This is a genomic window from Bradyrhizobium sp. HKCCYLS20291 (assembly GCF_051167715.1).
GTDB lineage: Bacteria > Pseudomonadota > Alphaproteobacteria > Rhizobiales > Xanthobacteraceae > Bradyrhizobium.
Genome location: NZ_JBNPTO010000005.1, coordinates 169,552 through 186,172 on the forward strand (window position 1 = coordinate 169,552; position 16,621 = coordinate 186,172).

The following is a 16,621-nucleotide window of genomic DNA, read 5'->3' on the forward strand; positions in this document are numbered from 1 at the left end:
TGGAAGAGCCAGGCTGTTGGTGTAAGCCAGGACCTTCCGCGTCTTGTGGTAAGCTCGCGCCACACAACCGGTGTCGTCCCTGCGAACGCAGGGACCCATAACCACCGGCTTCAATTGGGTTAGGCGATCCATCCACGTGGTGGTGCGGCAATGTATTACGTCTATATTCTCGCGAGTGCCCGTCACGGTACGCTGTATATCGGCGTCACCAATTCGATACGGAAGCGACTCGAGCAGCACCGCAACGGCGAAGGCTCGGATTTCGTCAAGAAGTACGGCGTTTTCCGCCTCGTTTACGTCGCAACCTATGCCGTCGCTGAGGAAGCGATCACCCGCGAGAAGCAACTGAAGCGTTGGAAACGCGACTGGAAGATCGAGCTGATCGAACGCGACAATCTCGAATGGCGAGATCTCAGCGACCTGATCTCCTAGCCTGCCCCAAACCACTCCCTGTGGTTATGGGTCCCTGCGTTCGCAGGGACGACACCGGTTGTGGAGCAACAGGCGGGCTGAACCGACGCTTGCAGACGACGGCACGAATCGCGGTAGCCCCAGGGGCTAGGCTCTGTACATTCGGATGTCGCTGGCGCGAGGGAATACAGCTGTCGTCCCGGGCAAGCCCGGTGACGCGAAGCGGCAGCGGGCGCTGACCCGGGACCCATACCGCGTGATCTCTCTTGGGGCAGGCGGTGCGTTGAAACGGTCGTGCCCTAAACGACTCCCGGGATTATGGGTCCCTGCGTTCGCAGGGACGACACCAGTTTTGGAGCGAACAGACGGGTTGAACCAGGGAAGCAAACGATCGGCTGCGCGCTACACCATCTGCTCGGCCACCATCATGTAGTTCACGTCCATGTCGGTGGACAGGCTCCAGCGGTCGGCGAACGGGCTGTAGACGACGCCGCTCTGCTCGGTGATGACGAGGCGGTTGTCGAGCAGATATTTGGTCAACTCGTCAGGCGTGACGAACTTGCTCCATTCATGGGTGCCGCGCGGCAACCAGCGCAGCACGTATTCGGCGCCGACGATGGCGAGCGCAAAGCTTTTCCAGTTGCGGTTGAGGGTCGAGACCACCATCATCCCGCCGGGCTTCAGCACCGCGGCGCAGCGGCCGAGGAAGGCGCTGACGTCGGTGACGTGCTCGACCACCTCCATGGCCAGCACGATGTCGAAGCGCTCGCGCGCGTCCATCTCCTCGATCGTGGTGCAGCGATAGTCGATCGAGAGGTGGCCCTTCTCCGCATGCAGCTTGGCGGCGGCGATGTTGCTGGCCGAGGGGTCGACGCCGACGACCTGCGCGCCCAGCCGCGTGAACGGTTCGCACAACAGGCCCGCGCCGCAGCCGATGTCGAGCATCCTCAAGCCGGAGAGACAATTGAGGCTCTTGGCGTTGCGCTCGAACTTCCGGCAGGCGGCATCGCGGATGTAGGTGAGGCGCAGCGGGTTGATCTTGTGCAGCGGCGCCATCTTGCCCTTGGGGTCCCACCAGGTCTCGGACAGTTTCGAGAACTTGGCGATCTCGGCCGGATCGACGGTCGAGCCCGGGGGAACGGAGGAGCTGCGGGAATCCTGAGGCATTGTCATCGCTGAATACTCAATGATGGGACCTGACGGGCCGTCGGACGGCTAACGCACCGTGATGGCGTTCCGGAACGCCAGCGGCTCCGCGATGGTGGTGATGGTTTCCTTGCCCTCGCCCACGCCCAGGATGGTGACGTCGCCGTAATTGAGAATCCGTCCCATGATGGTCTGGTTGACGTCGACGCTCTCGACCTTGTCGAGCGCCATCTCGAAGGTACGCCGGCGGATGAAACCGGTCTTGTGGACCACGCGGCGGTTGGTGACATCCGTCTCGGTGGTCAGGCGGTGGAACCAGGCCCGGACCGTCCAGTACAGCGCGACCGCCGCGATCACCGCAGCGGTGGCCAGGCACAGCATGGTCAGATTGTCATTGACGGTCATGCGCGACAGCAGGACGAGCCCGAACGCAACGATCCAGCCGCCGATGGCGGGGAGGTAGAACATCCAGTGCGCATTGGTCGAATACAGCACCTTCTCGCCGGGTTGCAGGATTTCGTCGATGTAACGCGCCATACTCCGCCTCTACCCCACCCCATCACCAATAGGAACCGTCTTGCCCCCGGCCGCGGCGCTATGTATACGCGCGTTTCGGCTGGCGCGCCTCCGGTTTCGCGCTGGACCGGTCAACTTATCCTCCTGATGGGAATGAGCGCGTCGTCATGGGTCGCCTCGTGCTGAAATTCGGCGGCACCTCCGTCGCCAACATCGACCGCATCCGCAACGTCGCGCGCCACGTCAAGCGCGAGGTGGATGCCGGTCACGAGGTCGCCGTCGTGGTCTCGGCCATGTCCGGCAAGACCAACGAGCTGGTGGCCTGGTGCACCGAAGCATCACCGATGCATGATGCGCGCGAATACGACGCCGTGGTGGCCTCGGGCGAACAGGTCACGTCCGGCCTGCTTGCGATCGTCCTGCAGAGCATGGGCATCCAGGCCCGCTCCTGGCAGGGCTGGCAGATTCCGATTCTGACCAGCGACGCCCATGCCTCGGCGCGAATCGTCGACATCGACGGCTCCGAGCTGATCAAGCGCTTTCAGGAACGCAAGGAGGTCGCGGTCATCGCCGGCTTCCAGGGCATCAACGCCGACACGGGGCGAATCACCACGCTCGGGCGCGGCGGCTCGGATACCTCCGCGGTGGCGATCGCCGCCGCCATCAAGGCCGACCGCTGCGACATCTATACCGACGTCGACGGCGTCTATACCACCGATCCCCGCGTGGTGCCGAAGGCCAAGCGGCTCGACAAGATCGCCTTCGAGGACATGCTGGAGCTGGCGTCCCAGGGCGCCAAGGTGCTGCAGGTCCGCTCGGTGGAACTGGGCATGGTCCACAACATGCCGATCTTCGTCCGCTCCTCGTTCGACAAGCCCGAGGATATCGATCCGCACGCCAATCAGCCGCCGGGAACGCTGATCTGCAGCGAGGAACAAATCATGGAAAATCATGTCGTCACCGGTATCGCCTTCTCCAAGGACGAGGCCCAGATCTCGGTCCGCCAGATCGAAGACAAGCCGGGCGTTGCCGCCTCGATCTTCGGGCCGCTGGCGGATGCCAACATCAACGTCGACATGATCGTCCAGAACGTGTCCGAGGACGGCAAGACCACCGACCTGACCTTCACGGTGCCGGCGACCGACTATAACCGCGCCCGCGAAACCATCACGGCTGCCAAGGACAAGATCGGCTACCAGCGCCTGGACACCGCGACCGACGTGTCCAAGGTCTCGGTGATCGGCTCGGGCATGCGCAGCCATGCCGGCGTCGCCGCCAAGGGCTTCGCGGCGCTGGCCGCCCGTAACATCAACATCCGCGCGATCACGACCTCCGAGATCAAGTTCTCGGTGCTGATCGACGCCGCCTATACCGAACTGGCCGTCCGGACGCTGCATACGCTCTACGGACTCGACCAGGCCTAGGAAATTCTCCTCCGGAGCTGGCGATGTCCCGTTTCGTAACAGCGGGACATCGCGCAGACGTGCGCGAAAGCCGTTGACGCCGGCTGCAGTGGCAGGCGTTTTGCTTGGCAAAACAAGCCCTAATTCGCTATACGCCTCGCAGGATGGCTGCCGCGAATTGTGCTCCAGTGTTGGTTGTCCTGATTCGACCCGGCAGCTTCGGCGTGCGAAGGTGACGAATCAAGAAAGCTGTTCGATTTCGCGACTTTAGCGCCAGCTCGGCCGCCCGCCGGGCTGGCCCCAGGAAGGGGGATTGTGCCACATGCGAAGCACGTCGGGAGGCCCCCGCGTCCTGCTCAGACGGCTTCGCGAGACCATGGCGGAGCAGGTCTCGGCACAGGAGCGGCTCGACAAGATCGTGGTGCTGATCGCGGCCAACATGGTCGCGGAGGTCTGCTCGGTCTATGTGCTGCGCGTCGACAACACGCTCGAACTCTACGCCACCGAAGGCCTGAACCGCGACGCCGTGCACATGACGGTGCTGAGCGCGCATGAGGGCCTGGTCGGCCTCGTCGCCAGCGAGGCCACGCCGCTCAACCTGAGCGACGCACAGAATCACCCGGCCTTCTCGTATCGCCCGGAGACCGGCGAAGAAATCTACCACTCCTTCCTCGGCGTGCCGATCCTGCGCGCCGGCAACACGCTCGGCGTGCTGGTGGTGCAGAACCGCGCCAAGCGCACCTATGTCGAGGAAGAGGTCGAGGCGCTGCAGACCACCGCGATGGTGCTCGCCGAGATGATCGCCTCCGGCGAGCTCGCAGCGCTGGCGCAGCCCGGCGCCGAGCCGGCGGTGCGCCATTCGGTACACAAGACCGGCGCAGTGCTGTCGGACGGCATCGCGCTCGGCCATGTTGTGCTCCACGAGCCGCGCGTCGTCGTCAACAACTACATCGCCGAGGACCTGCCCAAGGAGATCAAGCGGCTCGACGCCGCGCTGGCGAAGCTGCGCGCCGACCTCGATCGCATGCTGGAGCGCGGCGACGTCGCCGACGGTGGCGAGCATCGCGAGGTGCTCGAAGCCTACCGGATGTTCGCCAACGACCAGGGCTGGTCGCACAAGCTGCACGAAGCCGTCGCCACCGGCCTCACCGCCGAGGCCGCCGTCGAGCGCGTGCAGTCCGACACCCGCGCGCGCATGCTGCGCTCGACCGATCCCTATTTGCGCGAGCGGCTGCACGACCTCGAGGATCTCGGCTACCGCCTGCTGCGCCAGCTGGTCGGTCAGGACCACGCCCCGAGCCGCGAGCATCTGCCCGACAACGCCATCCTGATCGCGCGCGCGATGGGCCCGGCGGCGCTGCTCGACTATGACCGCAAGCGGCTGCGCGGCCTGGTGCTGGAGGAAGGCACCGCCAACTCGCACGTCGCCATCGTCGCCCGCGCGCTCGGCATTCCCGCCGTCGGCGAGGTGCCGAACGCGCCCGGCATCGCCGATCCCGGCGACGCCATCATCGTCGACGGCACCTCCGGCTCGATCTATGTGCGGCCGTCCGCCGAGATCGAATCCGCCTATGCCGAGCGGGTGCGCTTCCGCGCCCGCCGCCAGGCGCAGTACAGCGAGCTGCGCAATAAGCCCTGCAAGACCAAGGACGGCCAGCCGATTGAGCTGATGATCAATGCCGGCCTGGTCATCGACCTGCCGCATATCGAGGACACCGGCAGCGCCGGCATCGGCCTGTTCCGCACCGAACTGCAGTTCATGGTGTCGGCCAGCCTGCCGCGCTCCAGCGACCAGCTCGCGCTGTATCGTACGGTCCTCGACGCGGCCGGTACGAAGCCTGTCACGTTCCGGACACTCGACATCGGCGGCGACAAGGCGCTGCCCTACATGGAGACCGTGATCGAGGAAAATCCGGCGCTCGGCTGGCGCGCGATCCGCCTCGGGCTCGATCGTCCGGGCCTGCTGCGCGGCCAGATCCGGGCGCTGCTGCGCGCCGGCGGCGGCCGTTCGCTGCGCATCATGTTCCCGATGATCTCGGAGGTCGCCGAGTTCGACACCGCGAAGGCGATCGTCGAGCGCGAACTGACATACCTGCGCCAGCACGGCCACACGCTGCCGGAGCGGGTCGACGTCGGCACCATGCTCGAGGTCCCGGCGCTGCTCTATCAGATGGACGAGCTACTCGCGAAGGTCGACTTCATCTCGGTCGGCTCCAACGACCTGTTCCAGTTCCTGTTCGCGGTCGACCGCGGCAATGCCAAGGTCTCCGAGCGCTTCGACACGCTGTCGACGCCGATCCTGCGGGCGTTGCAGGAGATCGTGCGCAAGGCCAAGGCGGCCAAGCGCTCGGTGTCGCTGTGCGGCGAGATGGCGTCCAAGCCGATCGGCGCGCTGGCGCTGATCGCGCTCGGCTACCGGTCGCTGTCGCTGTCGGCGACCGCGCATGGCCCGGTCAAGGCGATGATCCTCGAGCTCGACGCCGCCAAGGCGGAAGCCAAGATGGCCGAATGGCTGGCGGCGCCGGCCGGCAGCCACTCGATGCGGCAGAAGCTGACCGAGTTCGCCGAGAGCGAAGGTCTCGCGCTGTAGCGGCCCTGTCGCACGCCGAGCGTCTTCCGTCCGTATCGTTTGCTCCTACATCAGATCGCATCATGTCGTCGCTTCCCGAAGCCAAACTGGACGTTCTGCTCGCGCACCACGCCTCGCTCGAGGCGGAGCTGCTCGGCCAGGTCAATTCCGACCGCTACGTCCAGATCACCCGCGAGCTCGCCGAGCTCAATCCGCTGATCGACGCGGTGAAGGCCTATCGCGCCGGTGTGAAGGAGCTCGCCGATACCGAGGCGCTGATCGCCGATCCCGAGACTGATGCCGAGATGCGCGCGATGGCCGAGGCCGAGCGCGACGAGCTGGTCGCCCGCCGCGGCGAGCTGGAGCAGAAGATCCGCGTTGCGCTGCTGCCGAAGGATGCGATGGACGACCGCAACGTCGTGCTGGAAATCCGCGCCGGCACCGGCGGCGACGAGGCCTCGTTGTTCGCCGGCGATCTGTTCCGCATGTATGAGCGCTTCGCAAGCTTGCAGGGCTGGAAGGTCGAGGTGATCTCGGCGTCCGAGGGCACCGTCGGCGGCTACAAGGAAATCATCGCCGAAGTGCAGGGCCGCGGCGCCTTCGCCAAGCTGAAGTTCGAATCCGGCGTGCACCGCGTGCAGCGCGTGCCCGACACGGAGACGCAGGGGCGCATCCACACCTCGGCCGCGACGGTGGCCGTGCTGCCGGAGGTCGAGGATGTCGACGTCGACATCAAGCAGGACGATCTGCGCATCGAGACCATGCGCGCGCAAGGCGCCGGCGGCCAGCACGTCAACAAGACCGAATCGGCAATCCGCATCACCCACATTCCGACTGGGATCGTGGTGATGATGCAGGACAGCCGCTCGCAGCATAAGAACCGGGCCTCGGCGATGAACATTTTGCGCTCGCGCATCTACGACGCCGAGCAGCAGAAGGTGGACGCTGCGCGCTCCGCCGAGCGCAAGGAGAAGGTCGGCTCCGGCGATCGCTCCGAGCGCATCCGCACCTACAATTTCCCGCAAGGGCGCGTCACCGACCACCGCATCAACCTGACGCTCTACAAGCTGCCGCAGGTGATCGCGGGCGAAGCGCTGGGAGAATTGATCGACGCGCTGACGACGGAGCACCAGGCCGCGCAGCTCGCCGCGCAAGGCGCAGCGGCGTGATGCGCGTGCACGCATTGCCAGAGGCGATGCGGCACGGCCTCGTCATGGACGGTGTCGTCCCGGCGAACGCCGGGACCCATAACCACAGGCTTCAGCGGTTGGCACGGAAGGCAACTCCGACCGCCCGTCCCGCAACGACACGGCGTATGGATCCCCGCTTTCGCGGGGAAGACGCGTGGAGAGAGCTTGCGCGATGAGCGAGATCATCGCCGGCGCAACGATCGATGCGGCGCGACGCGCGCTCGCCGCCCGCTTCGAGGCCGGCGGCCTCGATTCGCCCGAGCTCGATGCGCGGCTGCTTGTTGGGCACGCGCTACAGCTCGATCTCACCGGTCTCGTGATGCACGGCCAACGACAGCTCTCGCGTGACGACGTGCAACGCCTCGCGGCGCTGGTGCAGCGCCGGCTCACCGGCGAGCCGGTGGCGCGCATCATCGGCGCCAAGGAATTCTGGGGCCTCGAGCTGCGACTATCCGCCGACACGCTGGTGCCTCGGCCGGACACCGAGACCGTGGTCGAGCTGGCGCTGGACCATCTCGCCGGCGGCGGGGCGCTGACGCGGTCGTTGCGGATCGCCGATCTCGGCACCGGCTCCGGCGCCATCCTGCTGGCGCTGCTGTCCGAGCTGCCGCAAGCCTACGGCGTCGGCACGGACATCAGCATTGCCGCCCTCGCAACGGCCCGCGACAACACGCGGTTCCTCGGGCTCGGCGACCGCGCCGGCTTCGTCGCCTGCTCCTATGCGAGCGCGCTGCAGGCGCCCTTCGACCTGATCGTCTCGAACCCGCCCTACATCCCATCGGCCGACATCGCCGGTCTCGCCGTCGACGTGCGCGCCCACGATCCGCGCCGGGCGCTCGATGGCGGCGACGATGGGCTCGTTGCCTATCGCGCGCTGATCCCGCAGGCGGCCGACCTGCTTCGACCCGGCGGCGCCCTCGTCGTAGAGGTGGGGTTTGGGCAAAGCGACGATGTCGCGACGCTGATGGCAGAGGCCGGGCTGGCGACCGATTCGGCGTCGATCCGGGCCGATCTGGCCGGTATTCCAAGAGCGGTCATGGCCCTAAAAAAGCGCCGGTAAAGGCCAGTACATGCAGAAAAAGCTCTTGGAATATCCCCCGGGAGCGACTACGTTCCGCTCATAGCACCGGCGCAGGCCCCGCCGAGCGGTATTCATGGAGCACCGCCGCGGACCAATGCCAGAGAGCCGCGCCGGGCGATTGGTTCCAGAACGCAGATCTGTCGAGCGCGAGAGCCGGATGGCTGCGCAGCCTACGACTGCAAAGCGAACGAAAGCCTGACTTTGCACTTGAGGTCTTACGCTAAGCAAACTGGGTCCGTCGTGGCGCACACCGCCGTGGCTGGCTGAATGACGTGGTTCGCCGGCCGGAAGGGCTGGTGGGTGGGGAACGCGTTTTGAACGCGCTTTTGTCGAGAGATTCGGCTGTCGATCACATCGACATCGGCCAAGACCGGCATGCCGCAACCGGCATTGGTCGGGTTGGGCCATTTGGACCGCACGCAAGGTGTCCGGGCCATGGAGCGGTATTTCAATACGGTATTGGTACTCCGGTGACAATCAGTGCTGTGACAATCAGTGCTCCTAACGCAGGGTTGGAATAAAGGCAGGACATGAGAAACGGTCAGAACAACAAGCGGATGCGCAACCGTAACAACGGCAACAATAATAATAACAATAACCGGCGCGGCCAGAATCCGCTGACCAGGGTGTTCGAGTCCAACGGGCCGGACATCAAGATCCGCGGCACCGCCTCTCATGTCGCCGAGAAATACGTCCAGCTTGCCCGCGACGCCCGCTCCTCGGGTGATCCCGTCGCCGCCGAGAACTACTACCAGCACGCCGAGCACTATTTCCGCCTGATCGCGGCCGCCCAGGAGCAGTTCCGTCAGAACCAGCCGCAGCAGCCGCGCGCCACCGATGACCTGACCGTCGACGACCTCGACGATGACGGCGAGAGCTTCTCGAATTTCGGCCAGGAGCCCGGCTTCGTTCAGCCCCAACAGCAGCCCCAGCCCTTCATGCGCGACCGCGAGGGCGGCCAGCGCGAACGCGGCGACAATCAGCAGCCCTATCAGCGCGATCAGCAGCAGCCGCGCGAGCACCGCGAAGCCCGCGAACATCGTGAGCCCCGGGAGCAACGCGAGCCGCGTGAGCATCGCGAGCCCCGGGAGCAACGCGAACCGCGTGAGCATCGTGAACCGCGGGAGCATCGTGAACCTCGCGAGCCCCGAGAGCATCGCGAGCGGCCGCAGCCGGCACAATATCAGCCGCAGCCGCAACCGCAGCCCGTGATCGCCGACAGCGGCGTCGACCGCCTGCCCTCCTTCATCACCGGTCCGCAGCCGCAGATCGCCAACCCGCCCGCCGCCTTCGAGGGCGGTGGCGAGCGCTATCCGCGCCGCCGCCGGCGGCCGCACGGCCCGCGTTCCGAGGCAGCCGCAGCAGCGCCGGCCCCGAGCGAAGATCTCAATCCGGGCGAGTGATCTTGACGATCAGTTCGATCGAACGGGTGGGCATCGCGCCCACCCGTTTTCGTTTGCGGACCCGATTTGGGCGCACAACGAATCGGGCCAGATTTCGCCGCCGTGGTGATCCGCTCAGTTCGCGATGTCGCCGTGGCAATGGGCGCTCGGCAGGGCCGACGCGCCCAGCGGATTTGATCCCTGGGTCGACGGCGCCGGCGCTAGCACCGGCTCGAGGCGCGGGATGAGCCGGATGCGCTCGCGGCGCGCCGGAATGACGCGGTAGACCTGCTTGGTCGCCTCGACGATATGCACGCCGGCAAAGGGCAGCGACAGCGCCGCGCCGACGCGTTCCCAGGCCATCGCCGATTTCAGGAACCAGCCGCCGACCGGCGGCATGAACAGCGCCTCGCCCCAGGCGCTCGGCGTGAACCAGGTCTGGCGCAGCAGCTGGGTGATCTGCGAGCGCGAATAGGGCCGGCCATGGCCGAACGGCGTGTTGTCGGTCCGCGTCCAGACGCCGCGCCGGTTGGGGATCACGATGATCACGCGTCCTGCCGGCGCCAGCACCCGCCAGACTTCGCGCAGCAGCCCGGCCGGATCATCCGACATTTCGAGCGCATGCACGATGAGAATACGGTCGACAGCGGAATCCGGCAGCGGCAATGAGAATTCATCGACCAGCGAAGCCAGCGTCGGCCGCGCGGTCGGCCATTTCAGCACGCCTTGTGCGGCCGGCATGAAGGCGATGCAGCGCTCGGAGTCTTCCCGGAACAGGCCGAGATAAGGCGTCGGATAACCGATGCCGAGCACGCGCTGCCCGGTCGCGCTCGGCCAGCGCGCGCGGATGCCGCGGTTGATCAAGAGCCGCGCGACGATCCCGAGGCGACCCGAATAGAAATTTCGCAGATCGATCACGTCCATGACAGCAATGTATCATGCGGGCGCGGCCGGCCGCGCGCCGAATATTGCGTTGCGCCCGCAACGTTAACGCCATATCTCTGCCTCCAGGAGAGGCCGGGGACCGCCCACGACGCCGGGCCCGGCCCCTGGTCCCTCACGACCTTTTTGACATTCGCGAGCGGCACGATCGTGCCCCGCCAGGTCCCGCCGACGGAGACAACATGGCCGCCGACATCCGCGTCTTCACCTGCCTGTCCGACAATTTCGGCTACCTGATCCACGATCCCGCGACCGGTGCGACCGCCTCGATCGACGCGCCCGAAGCCGGCCCGATCGCGCGGCAGCTCGAGTCCGCCGGCTGGCGCCTCACCGACATCCTGATCACCCATCACCATCACGACCACGTCGGCGGCGTTGCCGAGTTGAAGCAGCGCTATGGCTGTCGCGTGGTCGCACCGCACGACAAGACGACCGCAATCGCCAATGCCGACCTGCGCGTCGGCCATGGCGACGTCGTCAAGATCGGCGACCTGCTCGCACGCGTGCTGGAGACGCCCGGCCACACGCTCGACCATGTCTCCTACGTGTTCGATGCCGACAAGGCCGTGTTCGCCGCCGACACGCTGTTTTCGATCGGTTGCGGCCGGGTGTTCGAGGGCACCTATCCGATGATGTGGGATTCGCTGTTGAAGCTGCGGGCGCTGCCGGACGATTTCCGGCTGTATTGCGGCCATGAATACACGGCTTCGAACGTCAAGTTCGCGCTCACGGTCGATCCGGACAACGCGGCGCTGAAAGCCCGCGCCGACGAGGTGATGCGGCTGCGTGCGGCCAATCACGCCACCATTCCGACGCTGCTCGGCGAGGAGAAGCTGGCCAACGTGTTCCTGCGCGCCGATGACCCGGCCGTGGCTGTCCGGTTGCGCATGAAGGGCGCAAGCCCCGACCAGGTGTTCGGCGAATTGCGCGAACGCAAGAACAAGTCCTGAGGCGAGACGGGCCGATGCCTGCACTTTCGGCTGCCGACATCATCGCGCGTCTCGGCCTGCAGCCGCATCCGGAAGGCGGCCACTTTCGCGAGACCTTCCGCGATCCGGCCACCGATGCGGATGGCCGGGCTGCGTCGACCCTGATCTACTTCCTGCTCGCCCACGGCGAACGCTCGCACTGGCACAGGGTGGACGCCGTCGAGACCTGGCACTTCTATGCCGGCGCGCCGTTGATCCTGCAGATCGCGGGCGAGACGCGGGAGCGGCAGACGATCACGCTGGGCATCGACCTCGTTGCGGGTCAGCAGCCGCAGGCGGTGGTCCCCGCCCATGCATGGCAGGCCGCAGCGAGCACAGGCGATTGGACCCTGGTCGGCTGCACAGTCGCCCCGGGATTCATGTTCGAGGGATTCGAACTCGCGCCTGCGGATTTCGAGCCGCAAGGCTGAGGCGCGCTAGATGCCCGCGCCGGCGAACTTGACCGGTTCGGCAGCGACGTCCGCGTTGGCGAAACGCTGGCGTTCCCGAGTCAGGAAGCCGAGCACGGCATCCCCCGGCATCGGCTTGGCGAAGTAGTAGCCCTGAATGTAGTCGGCGCCGAGCCGGCGCAGGCTGTCGAGCTGCTCCTGGGTCTCGACGCCCTCGACGACGCAGGAGATTTCCATATCGGCGCACAGGCCGGTCAGCGACTTGATGATCTTGTGGCTGACCGGATTGGCGTTGACGTCCCTCACGAAGCTGCGGTCGACCTTGAGCTTGTCGAGGGGCAGCCGGTGAACGTGACTGAGCGACGAATAGCCGGTGCCGAAATCGTCCAGCGAGATGCTGCAGCCGATCGCCTTCAGCGCCAGGACCGACTGCTCGGCGCGGGTGAAGTCGAAGGTGACCGCGGTTTCCGTGATCTCGAACTCGATGCGCCGGGGCGGCACACCGCTGGCGTGAATGACGGCGATCAGCGGCAGGACGCCGTCGGGCGAGCAGATGTCGTGAGCGGAGAGATTGAAGGAGATGCGGATGTCGTCGGGCCAGGTCCGCGCCGCCGCCAGGGCCTTCACCAGCAGGACGCGGGTGAGGGTGCGGATCATGCCGATGCGCTCGGCCGCAGGTATGAAATCGGCCGGTGACACCAGCCCGAGCCGGGGACTGCGCCAGCGGGCCAGCACCTCGAAGCCGGTGGTGCGCGTGTTCATCGCATCCATGATCGGCTGGAACACCAGCTCCATTTCAGTTTCGAAATCGGCGGTGCGCAGCAGATGCTCGATCAGGTTGCGGCTGCGGACCTCGGCTTCCAGCTCGCTGGAGAAGATCACCGCCTGGCCGCGGGCGCGGCGCTTGGCGTGGTAGAGCGCATAGTCGGCGCACTCGTACAGCGCATCAGCAGCGGTCGCGGACCGCGGATAGAGCGCGAACCCGGTCGAACATGACAGCCCGGTATGCGCGGTATCAAGCTCGTAGGGGAGCTTGATGCGTTCGGTGATCTGGCGCCCGAGCGCGAGAAGATCCTCATCCGACGGGCTTCCGGCGACGATCAATCCGAACTCATCGCCTCCCAGCCGCGCAAGATGGACCTGTTGACCGACGCTTTCGCACACCTCCCTGATCCGGCGCGCCGCCTCGATCAGCACGCGATCGCCGACACTGTGTCCATAGGTGTCGTTGATCGGCTTGAAGCCGTCGAGGTCGATGATGCCGACCGCGAGCCGTGTACCGTCCCGCTGGGCTTCGGCGAAGGCCTGCGTGAGCTCGGAGAAGAAGCGGCGCCTGTTCGGCAGGTCGGTGAGCGCATCGAGATTGGCGAGCCGGAAGTTCTCGTCGGACAACGCCTGCGTTGCGGCCTGCTCGGCCAGCAGCGACTTTCGGCTGGCGACGAGCGCGGCGAAGTCGCGATAGTAGATGAACAGCACCGTAACCATGGCGCCGGACACGAGCAGCTGATTGACGGCGATCGCGCGCAACGCGTGGACGCCGGTGGCCATGAAATAGATCACATAGGGGACGATGACGACGAGGGTCACGATCAGCGCCGCCGAGCGTAGATGCATCAGGCAGAAGATGATGCCGATGACCGTGACGGCCATGAAGAATGCGACCTGCCCCTGTGCGAACGGATCGCCGTAGGGAAACAGCAGGAACGACCAGACCACGAACAGCACACCGATAGGCCCGGCGATCCGGTTGGTGACGCGCAGGCTATGCAGCACCTCCGCGTCGCCGCTGGTGACATTGTTCTGGCGCAGCCACCACAGCATGCGAACGCCGGTGATGGTCGAGAGCAGCGCCGGCACGGAAATCGTCAGCCATGTCGGGGCGAGCGGCAGGAACGTGTAGGCGAGAGCGAGGCTGTTGGTGATCAGAATGAAATAGAGCAGCGGCACCTGCTTGGAGAAGGCCTGAAACTGCGCGCGCGTCAGCTCCGGATTGTCCGCGGGCACGCGAAACAAGCTCCCCGCGCGAGCGATGTAATGTCTCACGTCCGGCATCCGCCGCCCCGTTGTCAATCTCATTGCCGACGACTCTTGCGCAGCACGGGTAAAGGCGGGGTTAGGTGCAGATGGAACGAAAACTATATCGGCGGTTGCAAGCTACCGACAGACCGCTCTGCAGCACGAAAGGTTAAGCGTGCATCAAGGATAACAACAGGGACCTGCAGCGAAGCCGGCGGACGCCTCAACGGCGCTTCCGCAGCAGCATGTCCTTGGCCGCAACCAATCCGCCGCCAGCGATCAAGAGCGCGGCGAGCGCAATCGTGGCGGTCGGCTGGGCATAGCCGGCGACGATGAGGAAGGCGGTCGACAGCAGCGGCGTGGCGTAGGATGCGGCCCCGAGCACGCGGATGTCGCCACGCTTCATGCCGATGTCCCAGGCATAGAACGCCGCCCCGACCGGACCGATGCCGAGACCCAACACTGCGAGCCATTCCACCGTCGTGGCCGGCCAGACCGTGCGTTCCAGGACGGCATGCATCACCGCTGCGAGAACGGAGGTGGCGAGGCAGAAGCCTGCCACCGCGTCGGTCGGCACCGTCTTGAGACGGCGCGACAGCACCGAATAGATCGCCCACACGAAGGCCGCGATGACGGCAGCAGCGAGTCCGGGCACATGGCTCGATGCGAAGCTCGCGCCATTGCCGACCAGCAGCAGCGCGGTGCCGACGAGACCGATGGCGGCACCGATGACGTGGTGGAGCGCCAGCCGCTCGCCGGGAAGAAAGGCGGAGAACAGCACGATCAGCAACGGCCAGAGATAGTTCAGCAGTCCGGCTTCCGCCGGTGGCGCAAAACGCAGGGCGAGAAAATACAGCGCGTGATAGCCAAACAGCCCGCCGACCCCGACCATCCAGGCCTGCCACGGCTGCCGCAAGGCGCCCCACGCCTCGCGCCGGCCGATCCATGTGAGAAGGCCGACCAGCCCGCCGATCGCGAACGTCATGGCGGCAAGCTGAAAGGCTGGGATCGTGCCCGTCGCCACCGTCATCAGCGCAAGCAGCGACCACATCAGGATCGCGGTCAATCCGATCAAGGTCGCGTTGCGCTGGGACATCAGGTGGTCATTGCGAAGGAATTTGAGCAGTCCATGATCATTCAATAACGACTCTGGATTGCTTCGTCGCTATTGCTCCTCGCGATGACGCCCCAAAAGCGCGCAGTTCGCTTTGCTAATCCAAGTCTTTTGCTGGAACATGGATGCGGACGGGCAAGCGCTGGACGAACTTGGTCGGGAGATGCTCCCATTCCGGGGCATAACCGCGTTCGCGATATTCCTGCTCCGTCAGCTCAAGATGGGCCTTGCCATTGGTGAGCGTGACGGTCTCGGCCTGTCCGTTGACGTTCTTTTGGCGATAGATGCCCTTGAACGCTGCGTTCCCCTCCTGGGGCAACGCGACATCCTTCGTGAAGGCCACCTCGCTGCCCAGCGCAAGCCCTACGAGAGCCGCGAGCGAAAGCCGCAAGCCCCATCGCGCGACATCTCTTCGGTGGAGCATGCGCATCATAATTCCGGAGAGATCCATCGAACCGGACAACTGCAAATCCGGGCCACGCGCGAGTGCGTGGCCCGGAATGATGTCCTGCTCATCAGGCCATGTATTGACCACCGTTGATCGACAGCGTCGAGCCGGTGAGCGCGCCGGCCTCATCGGCCGCGAGGAACACGACGGCGCGCGCGATCTCCTCGGGCTCGCCGAGGCGGCCGACCGGGATCAACGGCAGGATCGACTTCTCCAGCACGTCCTTCGGCACGGCCTGCACCATCTCGGTGTTGATGTAGCCCGGGCAGATCACGTTGACGGTGATGCCTGCCTTCGCCGTCTCCAGCGCCAGCGCCTTGGTGAAGCCGATGTCGCCGGCCTTCGCGGCCGAGTAGTTCACCTGACCGAACTGGCCCTTCTGACCATTGATGGACGAGATATTGATGATGCGGCCGAACTTGCGCGAGCGCATGCCCTCGATCACCGGGCGGGTCATGTTGAACAGCGAGCCGAGATTGGTGTTGATGACGGCGCTCCACTGCTCGAGCGTCATCTTGTGAAAGGCCGTATCACGGGTGATGCCGGCATTGTTGACCAGGATATCGACCGGACCGAGCTCCGCCTCGACCTTCTTGATGCCTTCGGCGCAGGCGTCGAACGAGCTGACGTCCCATTTGAAGACGGGAATGCCGGTCTCGCCCTTGAATTTCTCCGCGGCGGCATCGTTGCCGCCATAGTTCGCCGCGACCTTGTGTCCCGCAGCCTTCAGCGCCTTGCTGATCGCTGCGCCAATGCCGCGCGTCCCTCCCGTCACCAACGCCACACGTGCCATATCGAATCCTTCCCTCGATGATCGATCGCGCGACGACAACCTCTGGATGCCGCCGCAGCTTTCCGTTGTTATTGGATCATGCGCGTCCGCGCGACAATCAACTTGCCGCAGAGACATTCATGATCGCTCACTTCCGTTTTTTAGTGGTCGATTATGCGACGTGTTTGACGGACATCAAGAACAAAACGCCCGGCGAGATCGCCGGGCGTTGATCTTTAGTTGAGATGGACGC

The 16,621-nt window shown here is 65.4% G+C and carries 16 protein-coding genes; 9 read left to right on the plus strand and 7 right to left on the minus strand.

Annotation, left to right across the window (positions count from 1 at the left end):
* The first annotated feature begins 150 nt into the window (after positions 1-150).
* Complete coding sequence (locus ACQR07_RS13715) at positions 151-432, plus strand: GIY-YIG nuclease family protein (protein WP_434902804.1); 282 nt, start codon at positions 151-153, stop codon at positions 430-432.
* A 381-nt stretch (positions 433-813) separates the two neighbouring features.
* Here ACQR07_RS13715 and ubiG read toward each other — a convergent pair whose 3' ends face one another.
* Together ubiG and ACQR07_RS13725 are read right to left on the minus strand one after the other, a co-directional pair.
* Positions 814-1,578, minus strand: coding sequence for a bifunctional 2-polyprenyl-6-hydroxyphenol methylase/3-demethylubiquinol 3-O-methyltransferase UbiG (ubiG, locus tag ACQR07_RS13720; protein WP_434865873.1), 765 nt, complete (start codon positions 1,576-1,578; stop codon positions 814-816).
* Between the two features lie 48 nt (positions 1,579-1,626).
* Complete coding sequence (locus tag ACQR07_RS13725; protein ID WP_434902805.1) at positions 1,627-2,094, minus strand: PH domain-containing protein; 468 nt, start codon at positions 2,092-2,094, stop codon at positions 1,627-1,629.
* 146 nt (positions 2,095-2,240) lie between these two features.
* Here ACQR07_RS13725 and ACQR07_RS13730 point away from each other — a divergent pair, with 146 nt between their 5' ends.
* The 5 genes from ACQR07_RS13730 to ACQR07_RS13750 all read left to right on the plus strand — a co-directional run bounded on the left by ACQR07_RS13730 (position 2,241) and on the right by ACQR07_RS13750 (position 9,719).
* Positions 2,241-3,497, plus strand: a complete 1,257-nt coding sequence (locus ACQR07_RS13730) for an aspartate kinase (RefSeq protein ID WP_434902806.1) — start codon at positions 2,241-2,243, stop codon at positions 3,495-3,497.
* Positions 3,498-3,798: 301 nt separating this feature from the next.
* Positions 3,799-6,066, plus strand: a complete 2,268-nt coding sequence (ptsP, locus tag ACQR07_RS13735; protein ID WP_434902807.1) for a phosphoenolpyruvate--protein phosphotransferase — start codon at positions 3,799-3,801, stop codon at positions 6,064-6,066.
* Positions 6,067-6,128: 62 nt separating this feature from the next.
* Positions 6,129-7,214 (plus strand): peptide chain release factor 1, encoded by a 1,086-nt coding sequence (prfA, locus tag ACQR07_RS13740; RefSeq protein ID WP_434902808.1) that lies wholly within the window; start codon positions 6,129-6,131, stop codon positions 7,212-7,214.
* Positions 7,215-7,407: 193 nt separating this feature from the next.
* Positions 7,408-8,295, plus strand: a complete 888-nt coding sequence (prmC, locus tag ACQR07_RS13745; RefSeq protein WP_434902809.1) for a peptide chain release factor N(5)-glutamine methyltransferase — start codon at positions 7,408-7,410, stop codon at positions 8,293-8,295.
* A gap of 551 nt (positions 8,296-8,846) precedes the next feature.
* The gene (locus ACQR07_RS13750) at positions 8,847-9,719 is read left to right on the plus strand and encodes a DUF4167 domain-containing protein (RefSeq protein WP_434902810.1); all 873 of its coding nucleotides are present in this window, start codon (positions 8,847-8,849) and stop codon (positions 9,717-9,719) included.
* 114 nt (positions 9,720-9,833) lie between these two features.
* Here ACQR07_RS13750 and ACQR07_RS13755 read toward each other — a convergent pair whose 3' ends face one another.
* Positions 9,834-10,622, minus strand: coding sequence for a class I SAM-dependent methyltransferase (locus ACQR07_RS13755; RefSeq protein WP_434902811.1), 789 nt, complete (start codon positions 10,620-10,622; stop codon positions 9,834-9,836).
* Between the two features lie 200 nt (positions 10,623-10,822).
* On the opposite strand from ACQR07_RS13755, the gene gloB reads away from it, so the two are divergent.
* Together gloB and ACQR07_RS13765 are read left to right on the plus strand one after the other, a co-directional pair.
* Complete coding sequence (gene gloB, locus ACQR07_RS13760) at positions 10,823-11,590, plus strand: hydroxyacylglutathione hydrolase (protein WP_434902812.1); 768 nt, start codon at positions 10,823-10,825, stop codon at positions 11,588-11,590.
* 14 nt (positions 11,591-11,604) lie between these two features.
* A complete protein-coding gene (locus ACQR07_RS13765) occupies positions 11,605-12,039 on the plus strand; it encodes a cupin domain-containing protein (protein ID WP_434902813.1) in 435 nt (144 codons plus the stop codon).
* Between the two features lie 6 nt (positions 12,040-12,045).
* Here ACQR07_RS13765 and ACQR07_RS13770 read toward each other — a convergent pair whose 3' ends face one another.
* The 4 genes from ACQR07_RS13770 to ACQR07_RS13785 all read right to left on the minus strand — a co-directional run bounded on the left by ACQR07_RS13770 (position 12,046) and on the right by ACQR07_RS13785 (position 16,389).
* Positions 12,046-14,070 (minus strand): putative bifunctional diguanylate cyclase/phosphodiesterase, encoded by a 2,025-nt coding sequence (locus tag ACQR07_RS13770; protein ID WP_434903077.1) that lies wholly within the window; start codon positions 14,068-14,070, stop codon positions 12,046-12,048.
* Between the two features lie 187 nt (positions 14,071-14,257).
* Entirely contained in the window at positions 14,258-15,130 is an 873-nt protein-coding gene (gene yddG / locus ACQR07_RS13775) for an aromatic amino acid exporter YddG (protein WP_434902814.1), read from the minus strand.
* Between the two features lie 115 nt (positions 15,131-15,245).
* Entirely contained in the window at positions 15,246-15,683 is a 438-nt protein-coding gene (locus tag ACQR07_RS13780; RefSeq protein WP_434902815.1) for a hypothetical protein, read from the minus strand.
* Positions 15,664-16,389, minus strand: a complete 726-nt coding sequence (locus ACQR07_RS13785; RefSeq protein ID WP_434902816.1) for a beta-ketoacyl-ACP reductase — start codon at positions 16,387-16,389, stop codon at positions 15,664-15,666. The genes ACQR07_RS13780 and ACQR07_RS13785 overlap by 20 nt, the downstream gene beginning before the upstream one ends.
* Before the next feature lie 17 nt (positions 16,390-16,406).
* On the opposite strand from ACQR07_RS13785, the gene ACQR07_RS13790 reads away from it, so the two are divergent.
* Complete coding sequence (locus ACQR07_RS13790; protein ID WP_434902817.1) at positions 16,407-16,601, plus strand: hypothetical protein; 195 nt, start codon at positions 16,407-16,409, stop codon at positions 16,599-16,601.
* Positions 16,602-16,621: the final 20 nt, after the last annotated feature.